Raw genomic sequence first — 16363 nt, 5'->3', positions numbered from 1 at the left:
GGCACGGGGCCAGGGAACGCTGCTCCGGGCAGGATGAAAACGGACGCCGTGCAAAATTTTGCAGCGCGTTGCGGTAAACTTAGCTTTACGCAAACTGACTGATTATGAAATGGACGCGGCTTGTCTCCTGCGCTTTATTGTTCCTCGGCATGTCCGCGTGCTCGAAAAACAACAGTGGCGATCCCGACCCGGGCAGCGTTCCTACCGTGCAAACCAACCCCGTTCCTGCGCCCGCTACGGCCACGGTCAGCTTTTCCGGCACCGTCACCAGTGAAGGCACGAGCGCCGTCACGTCGCGGGGCTTTTGCGTGTCGCCCAGCCCCAACCCGACCATCAACGACATGACGGTGCCCGGCACGGGCGCCACCGACTTCGCGGGCAGCTCCGACAACTTTTCGCCGTCCACGCTGTACTACATGCGCGCTTACGCCACCAATGCCAGCGGTGTGGGCTATGGAGCCGTTCAGACCTTCACTACACCCACCGCCTGGACCGTTTCGAATACAGCAGCCTTCGAGATCCTGAGCACTACTGCCCGCATCCGCGGAACCTTCACGCCACTCTATCCCAATTCGGAAGCGCGGATGAACATCGTTTATGGCACGCAGCCGGGTCCTACGCCCGCAAACTTCAACTCGGTGATGAGCACGACCACGGCCGGCAACTTCGACTATGAGCTATCCCCGCTACAGCCGGCCACTACGTATTATGCGCGGGCAGTATTCACCCGCGCCGGGATCATCCAGGGATATGGACCCGAGATCAGCTTCAAGACGGCCGGGTGGACCAATACCACCGGCGGCATCGTGTTCTACGACAAGGGCGCCGCCAGCGATGGCTGGCGTTACCTCGAAGCAGCCCCGCAAGGCATCAATTTCGGCAGCAGCACCGGCGCGCAATGGGGTTGCTCCGGAACGCTGGTTTCGCAGACGCAACCCGAACTCGGCGCCGGCCCGGCCAATACGGCGCGCATTATGGCCCAATGCGCGGCTGCCGACTGCGCCGCGCGGCTCTGCGCAAATTATCAACTCAACGGCGTGAGCGGCTGGTTCCTCCCCTCGTCGGAAGAACTGCTCCGGATGTACAAGAGCCTTTCCCAGGCCCAACTGCACCCGGCCTACCATTGGTCGTCCACCGAACTCAATGGTATGAATGCGTATCTCGGCACCCTCGGCAGCGGCGGTAATAGTCCGGCCATCACCTCCACCGGGAAGTTCTCCAATGCACTCGTGCGGCCGGTACGGCGGTTCTGAGGCTAATTTTCGATTCCTCACGATCCGGTAGCGGTACCAATCCGCGAACAGTTGTGAAGGCCGTTCCCATGATGCAGCGGTGATGTCGATAACCACGGACGCTTCTGAAAAGGGGGGCTCCTGTATCACCGTGCAGCTGTAAGCGGTAGCGCATGCCGTCAAAAACATGCAATCCCCTAACTTCAACGCCAAACCCAAATTGCAGCGCCATGCACTACCCCTACCAGATCACCTCTCTTGAGCAATACCACCGCGACTACCGGCGCAGCACTGAGGATCCCGAGGGATTCTGGTCGGAAGTAGCGGAGCAGTTTCAGTGGCGCCGGAAGTGGGACCGCGTGCTGCAGTGGAACTTCCGTGAGCCGAAAGTGGAATGGTTCGGCGGGGCACAGCTCAATATCACCGAGAACTGTATTGACCGGCACCTCTCCGGCAAAGGGGAGCAGCCGGCTTTTATCTGGGAGCCTAACAACCCCGAGGACCGTGTGCGCGTGGTGACCTACAACCGCCTGCACAAGCGGGTGTGCCAGTTTGCACAGGTGCTGACGAACCTGGGCGTTAAAAAAGGCGACCGGGTGTGCATTTATATGGGCATGGTGCCCGAGCTCGCCTATGCCGTGCTGGGCTGCGCGCGCATCGGGGCCATCCACTCCGTGATCTTCGGTGGTTTCTCGGCGCAAAGCATCGCCGACCGCCTCGAGGATGCGCAGGCCGAGTATATCGTAACGGCCGATGGCGCTTACCGCGGCGAAAAAGTGATCCCGCTTAAAAGCGTGATCGACGATGCGCTCATCGGCAACCGCACCGTGAAGAAGGTGATCGTATATACGCGCACACGTACGCCGGTGTCGATGATCAAGGGCCGCGATGTGTGGTGGGAAGACGAGATGGAGTATGCCGAGTCACAGGTGGAGAAAGACGGGATCGTATCCTTCCCCGCGGTGGCCACCGACGCCGAAGACCCGCTGTTCATCCTGTATACCTCCGGCTCCACCGGCAAGCCCAAGGGCGTTGTGCACAGCACGGCCGGGTATATGGTATGGACCAACTATACCTTCGTCAATACCTTCCAGTATAAACCCGGGCAGGTGCATTTCTGCACGGCCGACATCGGCTGGATCACCGGGCACAGCTATATCGTGTACGGACCGTTGAGTGCCGGCGCCACTTCGCTGATGTTTGAAGGCATCCCTACCTGGCCCGACGCCGGCCGCTTTTGGGACATTGTGCAGAAGCATAAAGTCAACATTCTCTACACCGCCCCTACCGCCATCCGCTCGCTCATGGGCTTTGGGCTGGAGCCGCTTAAGGACAAGGACCTTTCTTCCCTGCAGGTGCTCGGCACCGTCGGCGAACCCATCAACGAGGAAGCCTGGCATTGGTACGACGAGCACGTCGGCCACAAGCAAAGCCCGATCGTGGATACCTGGTGGCAGACGGAGACGGGCGGCGTCCTGATCTCCAACCTCGCCGGTGTGACGCCTGCCATCCCCAGCTGGGCCTCGCTGCCGATGCCCGGTGTGCAGCCGCTGCTGGTAGACGAGAACGGCGCCGAGATCACCGGCAACCCGGCCTCCGGCAACCTCTGCATCCGGGCGCCCTGGCCGTCCATCCTGCGCACTACCTGGGGCGACCACGAGCGCTGCCGGCAGACGTATTTCTCGACGTACGAAGGACTTTATTTTACCGGCGACGGCGCCCTGCGCGATGAGCACGGCAACTACCGCATCACCGGCCGAGTGGACGATGTGCTCAACGTGAGCGGACACCGCATCGGTACGGCCGAAGTGGAAAACGCCATCAACATGCATTCCGATGTAGTGGAGAGTGCCGTGGTAGGCTACCCGCACGACATCAAGGGCCAGGGCATCTATGCCTACGTGATCTGCACCAACCTGCGCGGCAGCGAGGAAGACACCCGCAAGAACATCATCCAGACCGTTTCGCGCATCATCGGCCCCATTGCGAAACCCGACAGGATCCAGTTCGTAAGCGGCCTCCCCAAGACCCGCAGCGGCAAGATCATGCGCCGCATCCTCCGCAAGATCGCCGAGGGCGAAACGGCCAACCTGGGTGATACCACGACCCTGCTCGACCCGGGTGTGGTGGAAGAGATCAAGAACGGGAAGCTCTGATCCGAACCAAGTCAAAAGGCTACATTCAAAAAGCAGACGGAACTCTTTTTGACTTTTGCTTTGTGCTTTTTGACTCCTAATACGCGCAGCATGACCATCGAAATGAAGCCGATCGCGTTTGTGCGGAATGACCGCACAGCGCCGGTCGACGATAACTGGGGCGGAATCATTTCCCGCATAGAGCTAGCTGATGAACTGCCGGAGGAGGCCTTTAACGGCATCGAGGCCTTTTCACACCTTGAGATCATTTACTGCTTCAACCAGGTGGCCGACACCGATTTTCCGTATGCCCGCCACCCGCGCGGGAATACGGCGCTTCCGCGCGTCGGCATTTTTGCGCAGCGCAACAAGGACCGGCCGAACCGTATCGGACTCGTTACCGTAGAATTACTGGAGCGCACCCATCGCTCGCTTCGCGTGCGGCGGCTTGATGCGCTCGACGGTACGCCCGTGCTCGATATCAAACCCGTATTCCGGGAGTTCGGTCCGCAGGGCGAGGTGTGCCAGCCCGATTGGGTGAGCGAGATCGTGAAGGATTACTGGAAATAATATTTGCCGGTCGACGCACACCCGCCGCCTCATCAGCTAAAGCAGCACGTCCTACGGGTTCACTCTCTGATCATGGATATACAGGCTCCGTAAGGGTGATCTCCAGGATCGTCGTTGCCGGACTCCGGCTGTAATCAACACCACTGATGGTGATCGTCCTGTTCGTATTCTTAGTCCAGCGCAGTGGTTTTCCATCGAACAGATTCACCACCTTGGCTACTTTCTTATTGCCTAACGACTGTGTGGTAAAGGTGCCGGAACTGAAAGCGCGGTATCCTTTATAAATGTGGCAGTAGATCTTATTATCTCGGAATGTAAACCCATACTCGCCGAAAAGTGGCTGCCAAGGCCCGCCCGTAGTGCCATAAATCGCTTTCCCCATTTTCGACAGCCAGTCACCTGTTTTCAGCAGCACGTCTTGTTGATTTTTCGGTATCACCCCTTCCCGGTCGGGTGCTACATTCAGGAGCAGGTTGATGTTCCGGACAACGCAATTCGACAAAAAGACCACCACTTCCTCGAAGGGGTATACCTCCCTGTTCGGGCGGTAGCCCCAACCTCCCTTCTGTAGGCTCACACACTTTTCCCCGTATTGCAGAAAGCGGATGTCGCCCGACGTAGCGCTGCCTCCTTCCTCGGCGTGTACATCACCCACCCAGGCAAAGCGCTCGTTCACCACCAGGTCGGGCTGAAGTTTGCGCACCAATCCCATGATGCCAAGCGGCTTGCCGGTGCCGGGCTCCCTGGTGACATACTTTTCCCGTACGGGCCACTCGCTGGCGGGGTTCTGGTATCGACCGGGATCCCAGAACGCCTTCTCCAACGAGTCATTTACGATCTGGCCCAGCCAGCCGCCGTCCCAGAACATATAATCGATGTTGCCATAGTCCTTCAGGATCGTCGTCACCTGCTCATACACTTCTTCCTTCATGTCGCGTGCATCCGCGTTGTGCCATGCCGCCGTTGTGTATCCCCACACATTGGGCTTACAGTCCCTGCCCGTTACATCGTAATAACCCGGGTACCGCCAGCTCATCGGGGAGTAATACAGGCCCAGGCGAAGCCCCGAAGCACGCACCGCAACGGTATACTCCCTGATCAGGTCCCTGCCCAGGTCCTTCTTGCTGGTCCAGCCAGACGGGTGCTTGCTGTCGAACAACGCATACCCATCGTGATGCCGGGTCGTGAGCACCATATATTTCATCCCGGCCTTCTTTGCGAGGGCGGCCCACTCATTCGGGTCATACCGGGCGGCCGTAAAGCCGGTCTCCGGATCTCTTGCTCTTCGTTGATAATATTCGTGGCCCCATTTCTCCTGGTGGCGTACCCACTCGTTGCCTTCGGGCATTGAAGCATACACCCCCCAATGAATGAACATGCCGAACTTATCCTGCTGAAACCAGTTCATCTTCCCGTTCGGCAACTGCAAAACGCCACCGTCTTCCTTCTGTATTCTTATGGGTATCTGCACAAACTCCTGAAGTTTCGGCTCCGGTGCTTCGCCCAGGTATTTAAGTTCGACCCCGTCGGCATAAGCGCTGCCCTTCCCGGAGGGATGGGTGAACGAGATCAGGAGTTTTTCCGTGCTGTAGGCGGTTTCAAAGTCGATACTGACCTGTGTATAACTCGTGAGGGCGCTGGATACCGATCTTGCGGTGCCGCCAAAGTCACTGACCATGAACTGCACTTCTTCGGCGCCCGACTCCACTTTTACAAAGGCGGAAATCCGGTACCGGCTGTTGGACCGCACCTTGGTCTCCTGTACGCAGAAGCCACTTTCCGGACCGATCTTCACCGCGAATTCCCCGGAATGCGCATCGCTGGTGATGGCGGCGCTTTTCGTCTTCCAGTGCTTCCACCCGGCAAGATCGCCTGACTCAAAATCCGCATTCACAATGAAGCGGGTGCCATCCGGTGCAGGCTGCGCAAGAAGCGCACCGGGCAGCAACAACGAGCCAATGTAGTATAGACAGAAGTAGATCCTGAACTTGCTCGCCCACAGGCGGCGGTCGCGACGAATGTGCATGGAATGAATGTAGCAGATTCCGCTGCCCCGTAACCGCCTGCGCGGATCAGATTAGACGGTCAAATCATTCAGGTTCTGCCGGCTGCAAGCGGCGATCAGCCACCTCGTACACCGGATTGCCGCAGCACCGGCTGCATTCCTGTTGCTATAAAAAAGAAAGCCGCACTTGGTGCGGCTTTCGAAAATCTACTTTGCTTTGGTGGCGTAGGTTGCGCCTTCGCGGGATCCTTTAAAACAGGCCAGCCTGTTTTGCCGGCTCTTCCTTCACCTCCCACTCCAGGAGCGTGTTCTTGGCAAAGTCCACCAGCTTGGCGCCGACTGCTTTCCAGCCCATGACCTCTACGAGGTTGGCCACCTTGTAGCGGCTTTTGCGCACCTGCGTGCCTTTGCCAACATGCACCACGAGTACCGGGTCGGCCTCCGTGGAAACGCACTCCAGCACGTTGTTCTTGCCTTCCTTGATGAAGAGGAACTTCGTTTTGAGGGTCGTGGTCTCGATCCGGAAGCGCTTCACGTTGTATTGCAGCTTGTCGTTGTCGAGGTAGGCCGCGGTAATGACACGGTCCGGGGCGAATTTCTCCACCAGCATCACCTCCTCGGGGTTAAAGCGCTGCGTGAGCTCCTGGTCCACGATCTCGTAGTGCCCGTCGGTGTAGATCACGAGGATGCGGTCCTCCGCGTCGAAGTCACCGAGCTCGATGCCCTTGCCCTCGTGGTTGAGGCGCCCGAAGCGGTCATCGAACCAGAGCTTGATGGAGCCAAGCGTAGCCACACCGGCCTCCTTGAACTTCACCTGGCGCACCGGGTACTTCGTTACCTGGTTGCCGATGGAGGAGCGGCTCTTGATCTCGAGCTCCTCGAAAAAGAAGTCGAGCTCCTTTTTCTTGGCCGAGCAGTTCGGGCTCAGCAGGATGCGCACCACCTCCGCTTCACCGTTGGGGTTCACCGAGAAGTAATGGACCTTGCTCTTGTCGTGTCCTTTCGTGAGGTCGTATTCCTTGTCGCGGGTAATACCGGTTACGTTGAAGCGCTTGGCGAACGTGGTTCCCGATTCACCGTCTGTATACATCATGTTGTAGGTCGTGCGCTCGTCGCCCTTGCGGAATACAGCGGCATGAATAATGTCCTTACCGATGAACACCTTGTCGGCAACCTTCACCACTTTCATCGCGCCACGCTTCGTAAAGGCGATGATGTCGTCGAGGTCGGAGCATTCCACCAGGAACTCGTCCTTCTTCAGCGAAGTGCCGATAAAGCCCTCGGCGCGGTTGATGTAGATGCGGGTGTTGGCGATCGCTACGTGCTTGGCTTCGATCACCTCGAACACCTTGAGCTCCGTTTTGCGCTCGCGGCCCTTACCGTATTTCTTCAGCAGGTTCTCGTAGTAGGTGATGGCGAAATCGTTGAGGTTGGCCAGGTCGTGGTTCACCTGCTTGATCTCGGCTTCGAGGCCACGGATCTGCTCGTTGAGCTCGTCGATGTCGAGCTTGTAGATGCGGCGCACCGGCTTCTCGGTCAGCTTCAGGATGTCTTCGCGGGTGATGGCCCGGCGAAACAGCTTTGCAAAGGGCTGGAACGCCTTGTCGATCGCCAGGATCACTTTATCCCAGGTCTCGTGCTTCTTCTCCAGTTCCTTGTAGATCTTCTCCTCGAAGAAGATCTTTTCGAGCGAGGTATAGTGCCACTTTTCCTGCAGCTCGCCGAGGCGGATCTCGAGCTCTTTCTGCAGCAGGTCCTTCGTGCGGTCTACCGAAAGGCGGAGGAGCTCCTGTACGCCGAGAAACACGGGCTTCTGGTCCACGATCACACACGCGTTGGTGGCTACCGACACTTCGCAGTCGGTGAACTTATAGAGCGCGTCGATGGTGATGTCGGGAGAGATGCCGGGTGCAAGGTCCACCTGGATCTCCACTTCGGCGGCCGTGTTGTCGGTCACCTTCTTGATCTTGATCTTTCCGGCGTCGTTGGCCTTCACGATGGAATCCATCAGCGAAGACGTGGTGACACCAAAGGGCACGCTCTTGATCAGCAGTGTCTTCTTGTCCAGCTCCTCGATGTGGGCGCGCACTTTCACGCGGCCGCCGCGGAGGCCCTGGTTATAGTCGGTCACGTCGGCCATGGCGCCGGTGAGGAAGTCGGGATAGAGGTCGAACTTGCGGCCCTTGAGGTACTTGATGGCGGCCTCGCAGAGCTCGCAGAAATTGTGCGGCAGGATCTTGGTGGCGAGGCCTACAGCGATGCCTTCGGCGCCGTGCGCAAGCAGCAGCGGGAACTTCACGGGAAGCGTCACCGGCTCGTTCTTACGGCCGTCGTACGACAGCTGCCAGTTGGTGGTCTTCGGGTTGAAGACGATCTCCAGCGCCAGCTTGGAGAGGCGCGCCTCGATGTAGCGGGATGCCGCGGCGTCGTCGCCGGTACGCACGTCGCCCCAGTTGCCCTGGGTCTCGATGAGGAGGCCTTTCTGGCCCATGTTCACGAGGGCATCGCCGATGGAGGCGTCGCCGTGCGGGTGGTACTGCATCGACTGGCCGATGATGTTGGCCACCTTGTTGAAGCGCCCGTCGTCCATTTCTTTCATGGCGTGGAGGATGCGGCGCTGCACGGGCTTGAGCCCGTCTTCCACGGCGGGTACGGCACGTTCCAGGATCACGTAGGAAGCGTAATCGAGGAACCAGGTCTTGTACTGGCCGTTGATGCCGTGGTCGGACTGCACGTGTTCGAAATTCTTGTTCTTCATAGTCTGTATCGTAGTACTCGTTTATTGGTCTATTAGTCTATAGGTTGAGACGCATCATGATGCGTCTTTACGATCGCTCACTTATAGAGCGTCGCGTCGTTACGGAGTATCCGGCGTGGAACCCTCTTCGCCCCCCGCCCCTTCAGCGGCTACTGCTACGGGGCCGCCGGGCAGGCGTACGTCGAAGTCCTTCCAGCCCTTGGTTGTGTCGCCGGTGATGACGAGGTCGCCCATCTCGGCGAGGTGGCGCATGCGCCAGAGCAGGAACACGTCGCCGGTCTTGATCTTCATCTTCGAGAGGATATCGAACATCACTTTGTTGCCTTTTCTCGGCTCCTTGGTGAGCGCCTTCAGGATATCGGCGTCGTAGTGGTTATCCGGCTTGCTGGCGATCTTCTTCCCCCCTTCCAGGATGCGCACCTTCGCGCCTTCGGCGCAGAGGCGCTTCCATTCGTCGGGGTCGACTTCCATTTCCGACAGCGTCACCTTGCGGCACAGCTTCTTGGCCTTGCGGTATTCGGCCGGCTGGATCTCGAAGAGGTACACCGGGTAAAAGATGCCGCCCTTTTCGTTGATGAAAGGCAGGTTGTTCATATAGAGCACGAACACGCGCCCCTGGTAGGATTGCATCTGGGAGATGAGCCAGTAGTAGCCGCAGACGTCGTGGCCGTTCTGTCCCATCCAGATCCAGAGTTCCTCTTTCGGGTGCTCGTCGAGGGTTCGCTTCAGGTTGTGGAGGGTCATCTTGTCGTCCACCATCGGCAGGTTCTCGGTAGCCACGTAGGGCGAGGCCTCCCAGAGTTCCTTCCACCAGTCGCGGCGCTGCTGCCAGGTCTCGGCGTCGTCCGACACATAGAGCGGGCCTACGGCGTAGTCGTCCTTTATTTCAACAATATCTCCCTGCAGGGTCTCATCCAGCTCCATGGCCTTCCGGAGGGTGTCCGCGTCAGCCGGCTGGAATACTAAGTGAATCATCTGTTCTGGTTGTTTAATCGGGATGCAAAGATGCAGGTTTCGGCGGTCGCGGGCGAAAACGGGAGCAGCGCGCCGGGCGCCCCGCTCCATTTTCCTTATACGGCGGCCACGGCTTCGGCATCCTCCACCACGTCGAGCTCCACGCGCAGGTTGTTGATGATGAACTCCTGGCGCTCCTGGGTATTCTTGCCCATGTAATACTCGAGGAGGTGCTGGATGTGATCGCCATGCTCGAGGATGACCGGGTCGAGACGGATCTCGTCGCCGATAAAGCGGCCGAACTCGTCGGGCGAGATCTCGCCGAGACCCTTGAAGCGGGTGATCTCGGGCTTGCCGCCCAGCTTCTTCACGGCCTTCTGCTTCTCGGCCTCCGAGTAGCAGTAGTGCGTCTCCTGCTTGTTGCGCACGCGGAACAGCGGCGTCTGCAGGATGTATACGTGGTTGTTCTTGACGAGGTCAGGGAAGAACTGGAGGAAGAAGGTCATGATCAGCAGGCGGATGTGCATGCCGTCCACGTCGGCGTCGGTCGCGATCACGATGCGGTTGTAGCGCAGCCCGTCGAGGCCTTCTTCGATGTTGAGGGCATGCTGCAGCAGGTTCAGCTCCTCGTTCTCGTACACGATCTTCTTGCTCATGCCGAAGCAGTTGAGCGGCTTGCCCCGGAGCGAGAACACGGCCTGCGTTTCTACGTTGCGGGCCTTGGTGATGGATCCGGAAGCGGAGTCACCCTCGGTGATGAAGATGGTCGTATTCTGCTTCACGATGTGAAACTCGGGCTTTGCCTTCGGCGGCGTCTCGTCGTTGAAGTGGGCACGGCAGTCGCGGAGCTTCTTGTTGTGCAGGTTAGCCTTCTTGGCGCGCTCGTTGGCGAGCTTCTTAATGCCGGCGAGGTCCTTGCGCTCGCGCTCGCTCTGCTCGATCCGCTTCTTGAGCGCGTCGGCCACGGCGGTGTTCTTGTGCAGGAAGTTGTCGAGCTGCTTCGAGAGGAAGTCGTTCATGAACTGGCGCATCGACGGGCCGCCCTCGTCCACGTTGAGGGAGCCGAGCTTGGTCTTTGTCTGCGACTCGAACACGGGCTCCACCACGCGCACCGACACGGCGGCCACGATGGATTGGCGGATGTCGGAGGCATCGTAGTCTTTTTTGAAGAACTCGCGGATCACCTTTACGAAGGCCTCGCGGAAAGCGGCCTGGTGGGTGCCGCCCTGGGTGGTGTGCTGGCCGTTGACGAAGCTGTAGTAGTCTTCGCCGTAGTCGTTGTTGTGAGTGATCGCCACCTCGATGTCCTCCCCTTTGAGGTGGATGATCGGGTAGCGGAGCTCGTCGGCATTGGTGTTACGCTCGAGCAGGTCGAGCAGGCCGTTGCGGCTGATGTAGTTCTTGCCGTTGAACTGGATCTTAAGGCCCGCGTTGAGGAAGCAATAGTTCCAGATCTGCTTCTCGAGGAACTCGGGGATATAATGGTAGTTCTTGAAGATGGTATCGTCGGGTGTAAAGGTCACGAAGGTGCCGTTGGCCTCGGTGGTGGCGGCTTCCTTGTGCTCCTTCACGAGGTTGCCCGCGTTGAACTCGGCGGTCTTCTGCTTGCCGTCGCGGAAGGCGGTGACCTTGAAATAAGAGGAAAGGGCGTTGACGGCCTTCGTACCGACGCCGTTGAGGCCGACGGATTTCTGGAAGACCTTGGAGTCGTACTTGGCGCCGGTGTTGATCTTGGACACCACGTCCACGACCTTACCCAGGGGAATGCCGCGGCCGTAGTCGCGCACGGATACCAGTTTTTCGTTGATGGAGATCTCCACGGCCTTGCCGTAGCCCATCGTGTATTCGTCGATACAGTTGTCGATCACTTCCTTCACCAGCACGTAGATGCCGTCGTCGGGACTCGAGCCGTCGCCCAGCTTGCCGATATACATGCCCGGGCGGAGACGGATGTGCTCCTTCCAGTCGAGCGATCGGATGCTGTCTTCGGTATACTCGAAGCCGGTTTTCTTAGGTTCTGCCATCTCTTGGTCCATTCACTTTTTTGGTAAAAATAAAGGTTACGGCCGTATCCTGCCGGCCACCGGCTCCGGAGGCCCCAAATGGGCGCTGAAGGGCGCAAAAAGGACGGGGAATGCGGTGACAGGGGTGGGAAGAGCGGTCCGTAAATCAGCTCCCAAATATACAGCTAAATTTCGTTATTTGTGCTAAAAAGTTTAGTTTTGAAGCGCGGCCACCAAGGCAGCTCTGGCTTTATAACTGATTGATTAACAACATTTTAAAAACGTTTCCTTGATACTGCAAATTTTTATGAATTCAAAAATTATTTCCTCCCGAAAGATGCTAATTTTGACCCCGAGAAGCGCCTGCTAACCCCCTGACGCGACCCGCCCCATTAGATTCGTTTCGTACTTACTAACCCATACATCGTGTGAACATTAAAAAGGAGAAGAGCGTATGTATTCGTATGGCTTATTGGAACCCGGCTGCTATTACCTCGTGCAGGAAAAGAAGGATGATTCCATCAAACTGATCAAGGTCGCCACCGAGACCGACCACTGTCTGTATGTCTTTTATTACGAGGACCAGCTCGTCACGGGCTGGCGGAAGAAGGGCGATCCCATCCACGACATCGTGGAGTGCCTGACCGACGACCACGTGGCGTCCTGGGAAAAGGCGTATAACGACAACCAGGAGCAGGACTCCTACCAGGAAGAGGATGAGGAATAGGCCCCCGGCTCCGGCCCCCTGCTCCCCGTAGGGGGAACTTAGGTCGGACTTTTCTTCTGGTAGGGAACCTGTTGAAAGCATTAGGCAAAGGCCGCAGCTGTGCTGCGGCCTTTGCTGTCGAATGTTCGATACTCAATTTTCAGGCAGGCCCGGATTTGACCTTTGAGTATGGAACATTGAAAATTGAACATTTTAAATAGAAAGCCCCCGCGATGCGGGGGCTTTCGTATGAAGTGCTTTGAAAAAGGTCCAGGAAAGAAAAGCTTGACCTGCCTAAGTTCCCCTACCGGGGGACAGGGGGCCGGGCTTCGCCATTTCCTTATTCCCTGTTCCTTATTCCCTGTTCCCTGTTCAGAACGGTTCTCCGCAGCTCCAGCAGGTTCAGCGCATTGGCCGGGAAGTTCCGGATGCCGGGCTGTACGAGGCGCACGGCCATATCGTACCAGAGCGGCACGATGGGGGCGTCCCGGAGCATGATGCGGTCGGCCTCGCGGTAGAGGCGGTAGCGGAGCGAGTCGTTGGTCTCGGCCAGCGCCCGCTCGAACACGGCGTCGAACTCGGGGCTGTTGTAGCGGGTATAGTTGGGCGGGGCCGGGTTCTTCGAATAAAATACCGACAGGTAATTCTCCGCGTCCGGGTAGTCGGCGATCCAGGAGCCGCGAAAAAAGAGGGTCTTGCTGTTGGCCGTGAGGTCGAGCAGGAGCGATTTCTGCACGACGTCTACCTGCACCGGGATGCCCACCTCGCCCAGCTGCCGCGCGATGTAGTTGCCGATCTCCGCATATACCGGGATCGTCTGCAGCTTGATGGGCGGCAGCGGCCTGCCCTCGAAACCGGCTTCTTTCAGGAGCGCCCGCGCCTTTGCCGGGTCATAGCTGTAGCCTTTCACTTCCTCCGCGCTGAACGAGGGCAGCCCCGCGGGCACGAAGCCGCTCTCGGCCGGGATGCCGAGCGAATTGCGGAGGTAAAGCACCAGCTTGCGCCGGTCGAAGGCCCAGTTGATGGCCTGCCGCACAAGCCGCTGCCGCGTCGGCGACGCCTTCAGCAAGGCATTGGTGGTATCGACCAAGAGCCCGAGGTACTCCGTATTCAGATAAGGATGCGTAATGAGCTGCACCCTTCCCTCCCACTCTTTCCGCAACGTGCCTTTGCGCGAGAGCACCTCGTCTTTGAAAGAGGCGTCGATATCGTTCAGGAAATCGAGCTTGCCCTGGCGGAACAGTAGAAATTCGGTCGCCTTTGAATCGTAGAAAGATACGCGGATGCCCTCGAGATAAGGTAGGGCCTTGCCTGCGGCATCACGTTCATGGTAGCGCCCATGGCGCTGCAGGATCAGGGCCTGTCCTTCTTCCCAAGCTACGAAGCGGAACGGGCCCGTGCCCACCGGATGCCGGCGGAAGTCTGCGCCATATTTTTCGACGGCTTCCCGCGGCACGATGGAGCAATACTGCATCGAGAGGATGCCGATCACCGGCTGGTAGGGCTGGCGCAGGTGCAGTTCGAAGGTGGTATCGTTCACCGCCACGAACGGGCGCAGCGAATCCACCTTGTCCTGGAAGATCCAGGCGCCGGGCGAGGCCGTGCGCTCGGCTATGATCCTTGAAAAGCTGTAGACGGCGTCGTGGGCGGTCATCCTCCGGCCCTGTCCACCCGGGAAGCAGGGATCATCGTGGAAATACACGTCGCTGCGTAACGTGAAGGTATAGGTGCGGCGGTCGGGCGACACGGCCCAGCGCGTGGCCAGCGAAGGCACGAGGTGCAGGGCCGAGTCCACTTCCACGAGGGTGCCGTACAACTGATGAACGGCCCACATGATGCTCTGGTTCTTGGCAAAGGCCGGGTCGAGCGAGGCGATGCCCGTGGCCTCGTTATACCGGAACACGTTATCGGCATCCTTCCGCTCGTGGTAGCAGCCGGCGGCCAGCAGGCAAATGCCAACAAAAAGGCAATATTTCGATAAGCGGAACATGGGGTTGGTAAAAGGAGTCTAAATTAGACACTTCAAGACGAAAACGGCATACCTGAATGAAACAAGCTCCTTGCCTCCTCTTAGCCGCAGCGCTGCTGGCCACGGCCACCGCGAGCGCGCAGCCCCTGCAACGCAAACGCAACTTCACCCACCAGGACACCCTCCGCGGCACCGTCAACGAGCACCGCGCCTGGTGGGACGTACAGCGCTACGACGTATCCGTAACGCCCGACTTCACCACCCGCACGGTCAAAGGCCACGTCGATCTTTACTTCCGTACCAAGACCGCTCCGGGGAGCAACTTCCTGCAGATCGACCTGCAGCAGCCGATGCAGATCGACACCGCGGTGCTGCACCCGGCAATGGGTGCAAATTTGCCGAAACCCGGAGGGTCCAAAAAAGCCGACTACCGGCTTGTTGCCGTCACCGGCGGAGACCTGCTTCCCGACCAAACCTTCCGCCGCGAGGGCAATGCCTACTTCATCGCCCCCGGTAAGCTGGAGGCCAACAAAACCTACCGCCTTCGCCTCTCCTACAGCGGCGTGCCGCGCCCCGCGGTGAACCCGCCCTGGGACGGCGGCTGGATCTGGAAGAAAGACCGTCAGGGCAACGCCTGGATGTCGGTAGCCTGCCAGGGCCTGGGCGCCTCGGTCTGGTACCCCTGTAAAGACCACCAGAGCGACGAGCCCGACCTCGGCGCCTCCCTGTCGATGACGGTTCCCGACACGATGAGGGCCATCGCCAACGGCCGGCCCACGGGCGAGCGGAGCAACGCTGATTACAAGCTGCGCACCTATAGCTGGGAGGTCAACAGCCCGATCAACTCCTACAACATCGTGCCCTATATCGGCAAGTACGTCACCTTCTCCGACACGCTGATGGGCGAAGGCGGCAAGCTCGATCTCAACTACTGGGTACTCGAGGCCAACCTCGAAAAGGCGAAGAAGCAGTTCGAGCAGGTAAAGCCGATGATGCGCGCCTTCGAATACTGGTTCGGCGCCTATCCCTTCTACGAGGACGGCTTCAAGCTCGTGGAGTCGCCACACCTGGGCATGGAGCACCAGAGCGCCGTGGCCTACGGCAACCAGTATAAGAACGGCTACCTCGGCATGGACCGCTCCGGCTCGGGACACGGTAAGGATTGGGATTACATCATCGTACACGAGAGCGGGCACGAGTGGTTCGCCAACAATATTACCACGAAAGACATTGCCGATATGTGGGTGCACGAGGGCTTTACCACCTACTCGGAGGCACTGTTCATCGAGTACTTCAAGGGCAAGGAAGCGGCCGACGCCTATGTGCAGGGCCTGCGGCGCAACATTTCCAACGACAGGCCCATCATTGGCTATTACGGCGTGAACCAGGAAGGCTCCGGTGATATGTACGACAAAGGCGCCAACATGATCCACACGATCCGCACCGTGATCAACGACGACAAGCTGTTCCGCGAGATCCTGCGCGGCATGAACAAGGATTTCCACCACGGCACCGTCACCACGCAGCAGGTGGAACAGTACATCTCCAAAAAAAGCGGCAAAGACCTCTCGAAGATCTTTGACCAGTACCTGCGCACCACGCAGATCCCCGAACTGGAGCTGAAGGCCGATGGCGACAAGGTGAAGTTCCGCTGGGTCAACTGCATCGATGGCTTCAATATGCCCGTACGTCTCTCGAACGGACAGTGGATCAAGCCCACCACCGCCGAGGGCAAGCTGAAACTCGAAGGCGCCAACTTCGACGGCGTTACCGTAGATAAGAACTTCTACATTCAGGTGGCGAAGGGATCGTGAGCCCATCTCCCAACCCAGCGCTACGCGCGCCACCTTCGCCTTCGCTCGGTTGTCCGAAGGGAAAGGGAGTGAGAATCGAATATATCAAAAGCCCCTCTTCATCGAGGGGCTTTTGATTATCGCTGGCGCACGAATTACGGCGGGGATACCGCGCACGAGAGGGCCGGGCTCCGGTACCGACAGCTGCACAGAAGCGACCCTTGTACCGGCGCTCCGG

General features: G+C 58.7%; 10 protein-coding genes. 5 read left to right on the top strand and 5 right to left on the bottom strand.

The genetic code is table 11. The features are described from left to right. The first annotated feature begins 104 nt into the window (after positions 1-104). The 3 genes from ABD937_RS06325 to tsaA all read left to right on the top strand — a co-directional run bounded on the left by ABD937_RS06325 (position 105) and on the right by tsaA (position 3937). Positions 105-1253 (top strand): hypothetical protein, encoded by a 1149-nt coding sequence (locus tag ABD937_RS06325; protein ID WP_345254346.1) that lies wholly within the window; start codon positions 105-107, stop codon positions 1251-1253. Positions 1254-1462: 209 nt separating this feature from the next. Next, positions 1463-3388, top strand: a complete 1926-nt coding sequence (acs, locus tag ABD937_RS06320; RefSeq protein ID WP_345254344.1) for an acetate--CoA ligase — start codon at positions 1463-1465, stop codon at positions 3386-3388. A 90-nt stretch (positions 3389-3478) separates the two neighbouring features. Next, positions 3479-3937: a tRNA (N6-threonylcarbamoyladenosine(37)-N6)-methyltransferase TrmO gene (tsaA, locus tag ABD937_RS06315; RefSeq protein ID WP_345254343.1), complete on the top strand. Its 459-nt coding sequence runs from the start codon at positions 3479-3481 to the stop codon at positions 3935-3937. A gap of 70 nt (positions 3938-4007) precedes the next feature. Here the strand turns inward: tsaA and ABD937_RS06310 are convergent, their stop codons facing one another. The 4 genes from ABD937_RS06310 to ABD937_RS06295 all read right to left on the bottom strand — a co-directional run bounded on the left by ABD937_RS06310 (position 4008) and on the right by ABD937_RS06295 (position 11678). Next, a complete protein-coding gene (locus ABD937_RS06310; RefSeq protein ID WP_345254342.1) occupies positions 4008-5963 on the bottom strand; it encodes an alpha-L-fucosidase in 1956 nt (651 codons plus the stop codon). 229 nt (positions 5964-6192) lie between these two features. After that, positions 6193-8700, bottom strand: coding sequence for a DNA gyrase/topoisomerase IV subunit A (locus ABD937_RS06305; RefSeq protein ID WP_345254341.1), 2508 nt, complete (start codon positions 8698-8700; stop codon positions 6193-6195). Between the two features lie 99 nt (positions 8701-8799). After that, on the bottom strand, positions 8800-9675 hold the full coding sequence (locus ABD937_RS06300) for a DUF1835 domain-containing protein (RefSeq protein ID WP_345254340.1): 876 nt from the start codon (positions 9673-9675) through the stop codon (positions 8800-8802). A gap of 95 nt (positions 9676-9770) precedes the next feature. Next, complete coding sequence (locus ABD937_RS06295; protein ID WP_345254337.1) at positions 9771-11678, bottom strand: DNA topoisomerase IV subunit B; 1908 nt, start codon at positions 11676-11678, stop codon at positions 9771-9773. Between the two features lie 433 nt (positions 11679-12111). Here ABD937_RS06295 and ABD937_RS06290 point away from each other — a divergent pair, with 433 nt between their 5' ends. Then, a complete protein-coding gene (locus ABD937_RS06290; protein WP_345254335.1) occupies positions 12112-12384 on the top strand; it encodes a hypothetical protein in 273 nt (90 codons plus the stop codon). Between the two features lie 319 nt (positions 12385-12703). On the opposite strand, the gene ABD937_RS06285 is transcribed toward ABD937_RS06290, so the two are convergent. Then, positions 12704-14353, bottom strand: coding sequence for an ABC transporter substrate-binding protein (locus tag ABD937_RS06285; RefSeq protein ID WP_345254333.1), 1650 nt, complete (start codon positions 14351-14353; stop codon positions 12704-12706). A gap of 56 nt (positions 14354-14409) precedes the next feature. Here ABD937_RS06285 and ABD937_RS06280 point away from each other — a divergent pair, with 56 nt between their 5' ends. Continuing rightward, a complete protein-coding gene (locus ABD937_RS06280; RefSeq protein ID WP_345254331.1) occupies positions 14410-16146 on the top strand; it encodes a M1 family metallopeptidase in 1737 nt (578 codons plus the stop codon). Positions 16147-16363: the final 217 nt, after the last annotated feature.

Source organism: Flaviaestuariibacter amylovorans (assembly GCF_039541815.1).
Lineage (GTDB): Bacteria > Bacteroidota > Bacteroidia > Chitinophagales > Chitinophagaceae > Flavisolibacter > Flavisolibacter amylovorans.
The sequence above is the reverse complement of the archived record's forward strand: the minus strand, read 5'-3'. Positions and strand labels throughout refer to the sequence as shown.

Excerpts from the sequence above, each read along its gene's own strand:
- ABD937_RS06325 (WP_345254346.1), top strand. The coding sequence starts at position 105 with ATGAAATGGACGCGGCTTGTCTCCTGCGCTTTATTGTTCCTCGGCATG.
- acs (WP_345254344.1), top strand. The coding sequence starts at position 1,463 with ATGCACTACCCCTACCAGATCACCTCTCTTGAGCAATACCACCGCGAC.
- tsaA (WP_345254343.1), top strand. The coding sequence starts at position 3,479 with ATGACCATCGAAATGAAGCCGATCGCGTTTGTGCGGAATGACCGCACA.
- ABD937_RS06310 (WP_345254342.1), bottom strand. The coding sequence starts at position 5,963 with ATGCACATTCGTCGCGACCGCCGCCTGTGGGCGAGCAAGTTCAGGATC.
- ABD937_RS06305 (WP_345254341.1), bottom strand. The coding sequence starts at position 8,700 with ATGAAGAACAAGAATTTCGAACACGTGCAGTCCGACCACGGCATCAAC.
- ABD937_RS06300 (WP_345254340.1), bottom strand. The coding sequence starts at position 9,675 with ATGATTCACTTAGTATTCCAGCCGGCTGACGCGGACACCCTCCGGAAG.
- ABD937_RS06295 (WP_345254337.1), bottom strand. The coding sequence starts at position 11,678 with ATGGCAGAACCTAAGAAAACCGGCTTCGAGTATACCGAAGACAGCATC.
- ABD937_RS06290 (WP_345254335.1), top strand. The coding sequence starts at position 12,112 with ATGTATTCGTATGGCTTATTGGAACCCGGCTGCTATTACCTCGTGCAG.
- ABD937_RS06285 (WP_345254333.1), bottom strand. The coding sequence starts at position 14,353 with ATGTTCCGCTTATCGAAATATTGCCTTTTTGTTGGCATTTGCCTGCTG.
- ABD937_RS06280 (WP_345254331.1), top strand. The coding sequence starts at position 14,410 with ATGAAACAAGCTCCTTGCCTCCTCTTAGCCGCAGCGCTGCTGGCCACG.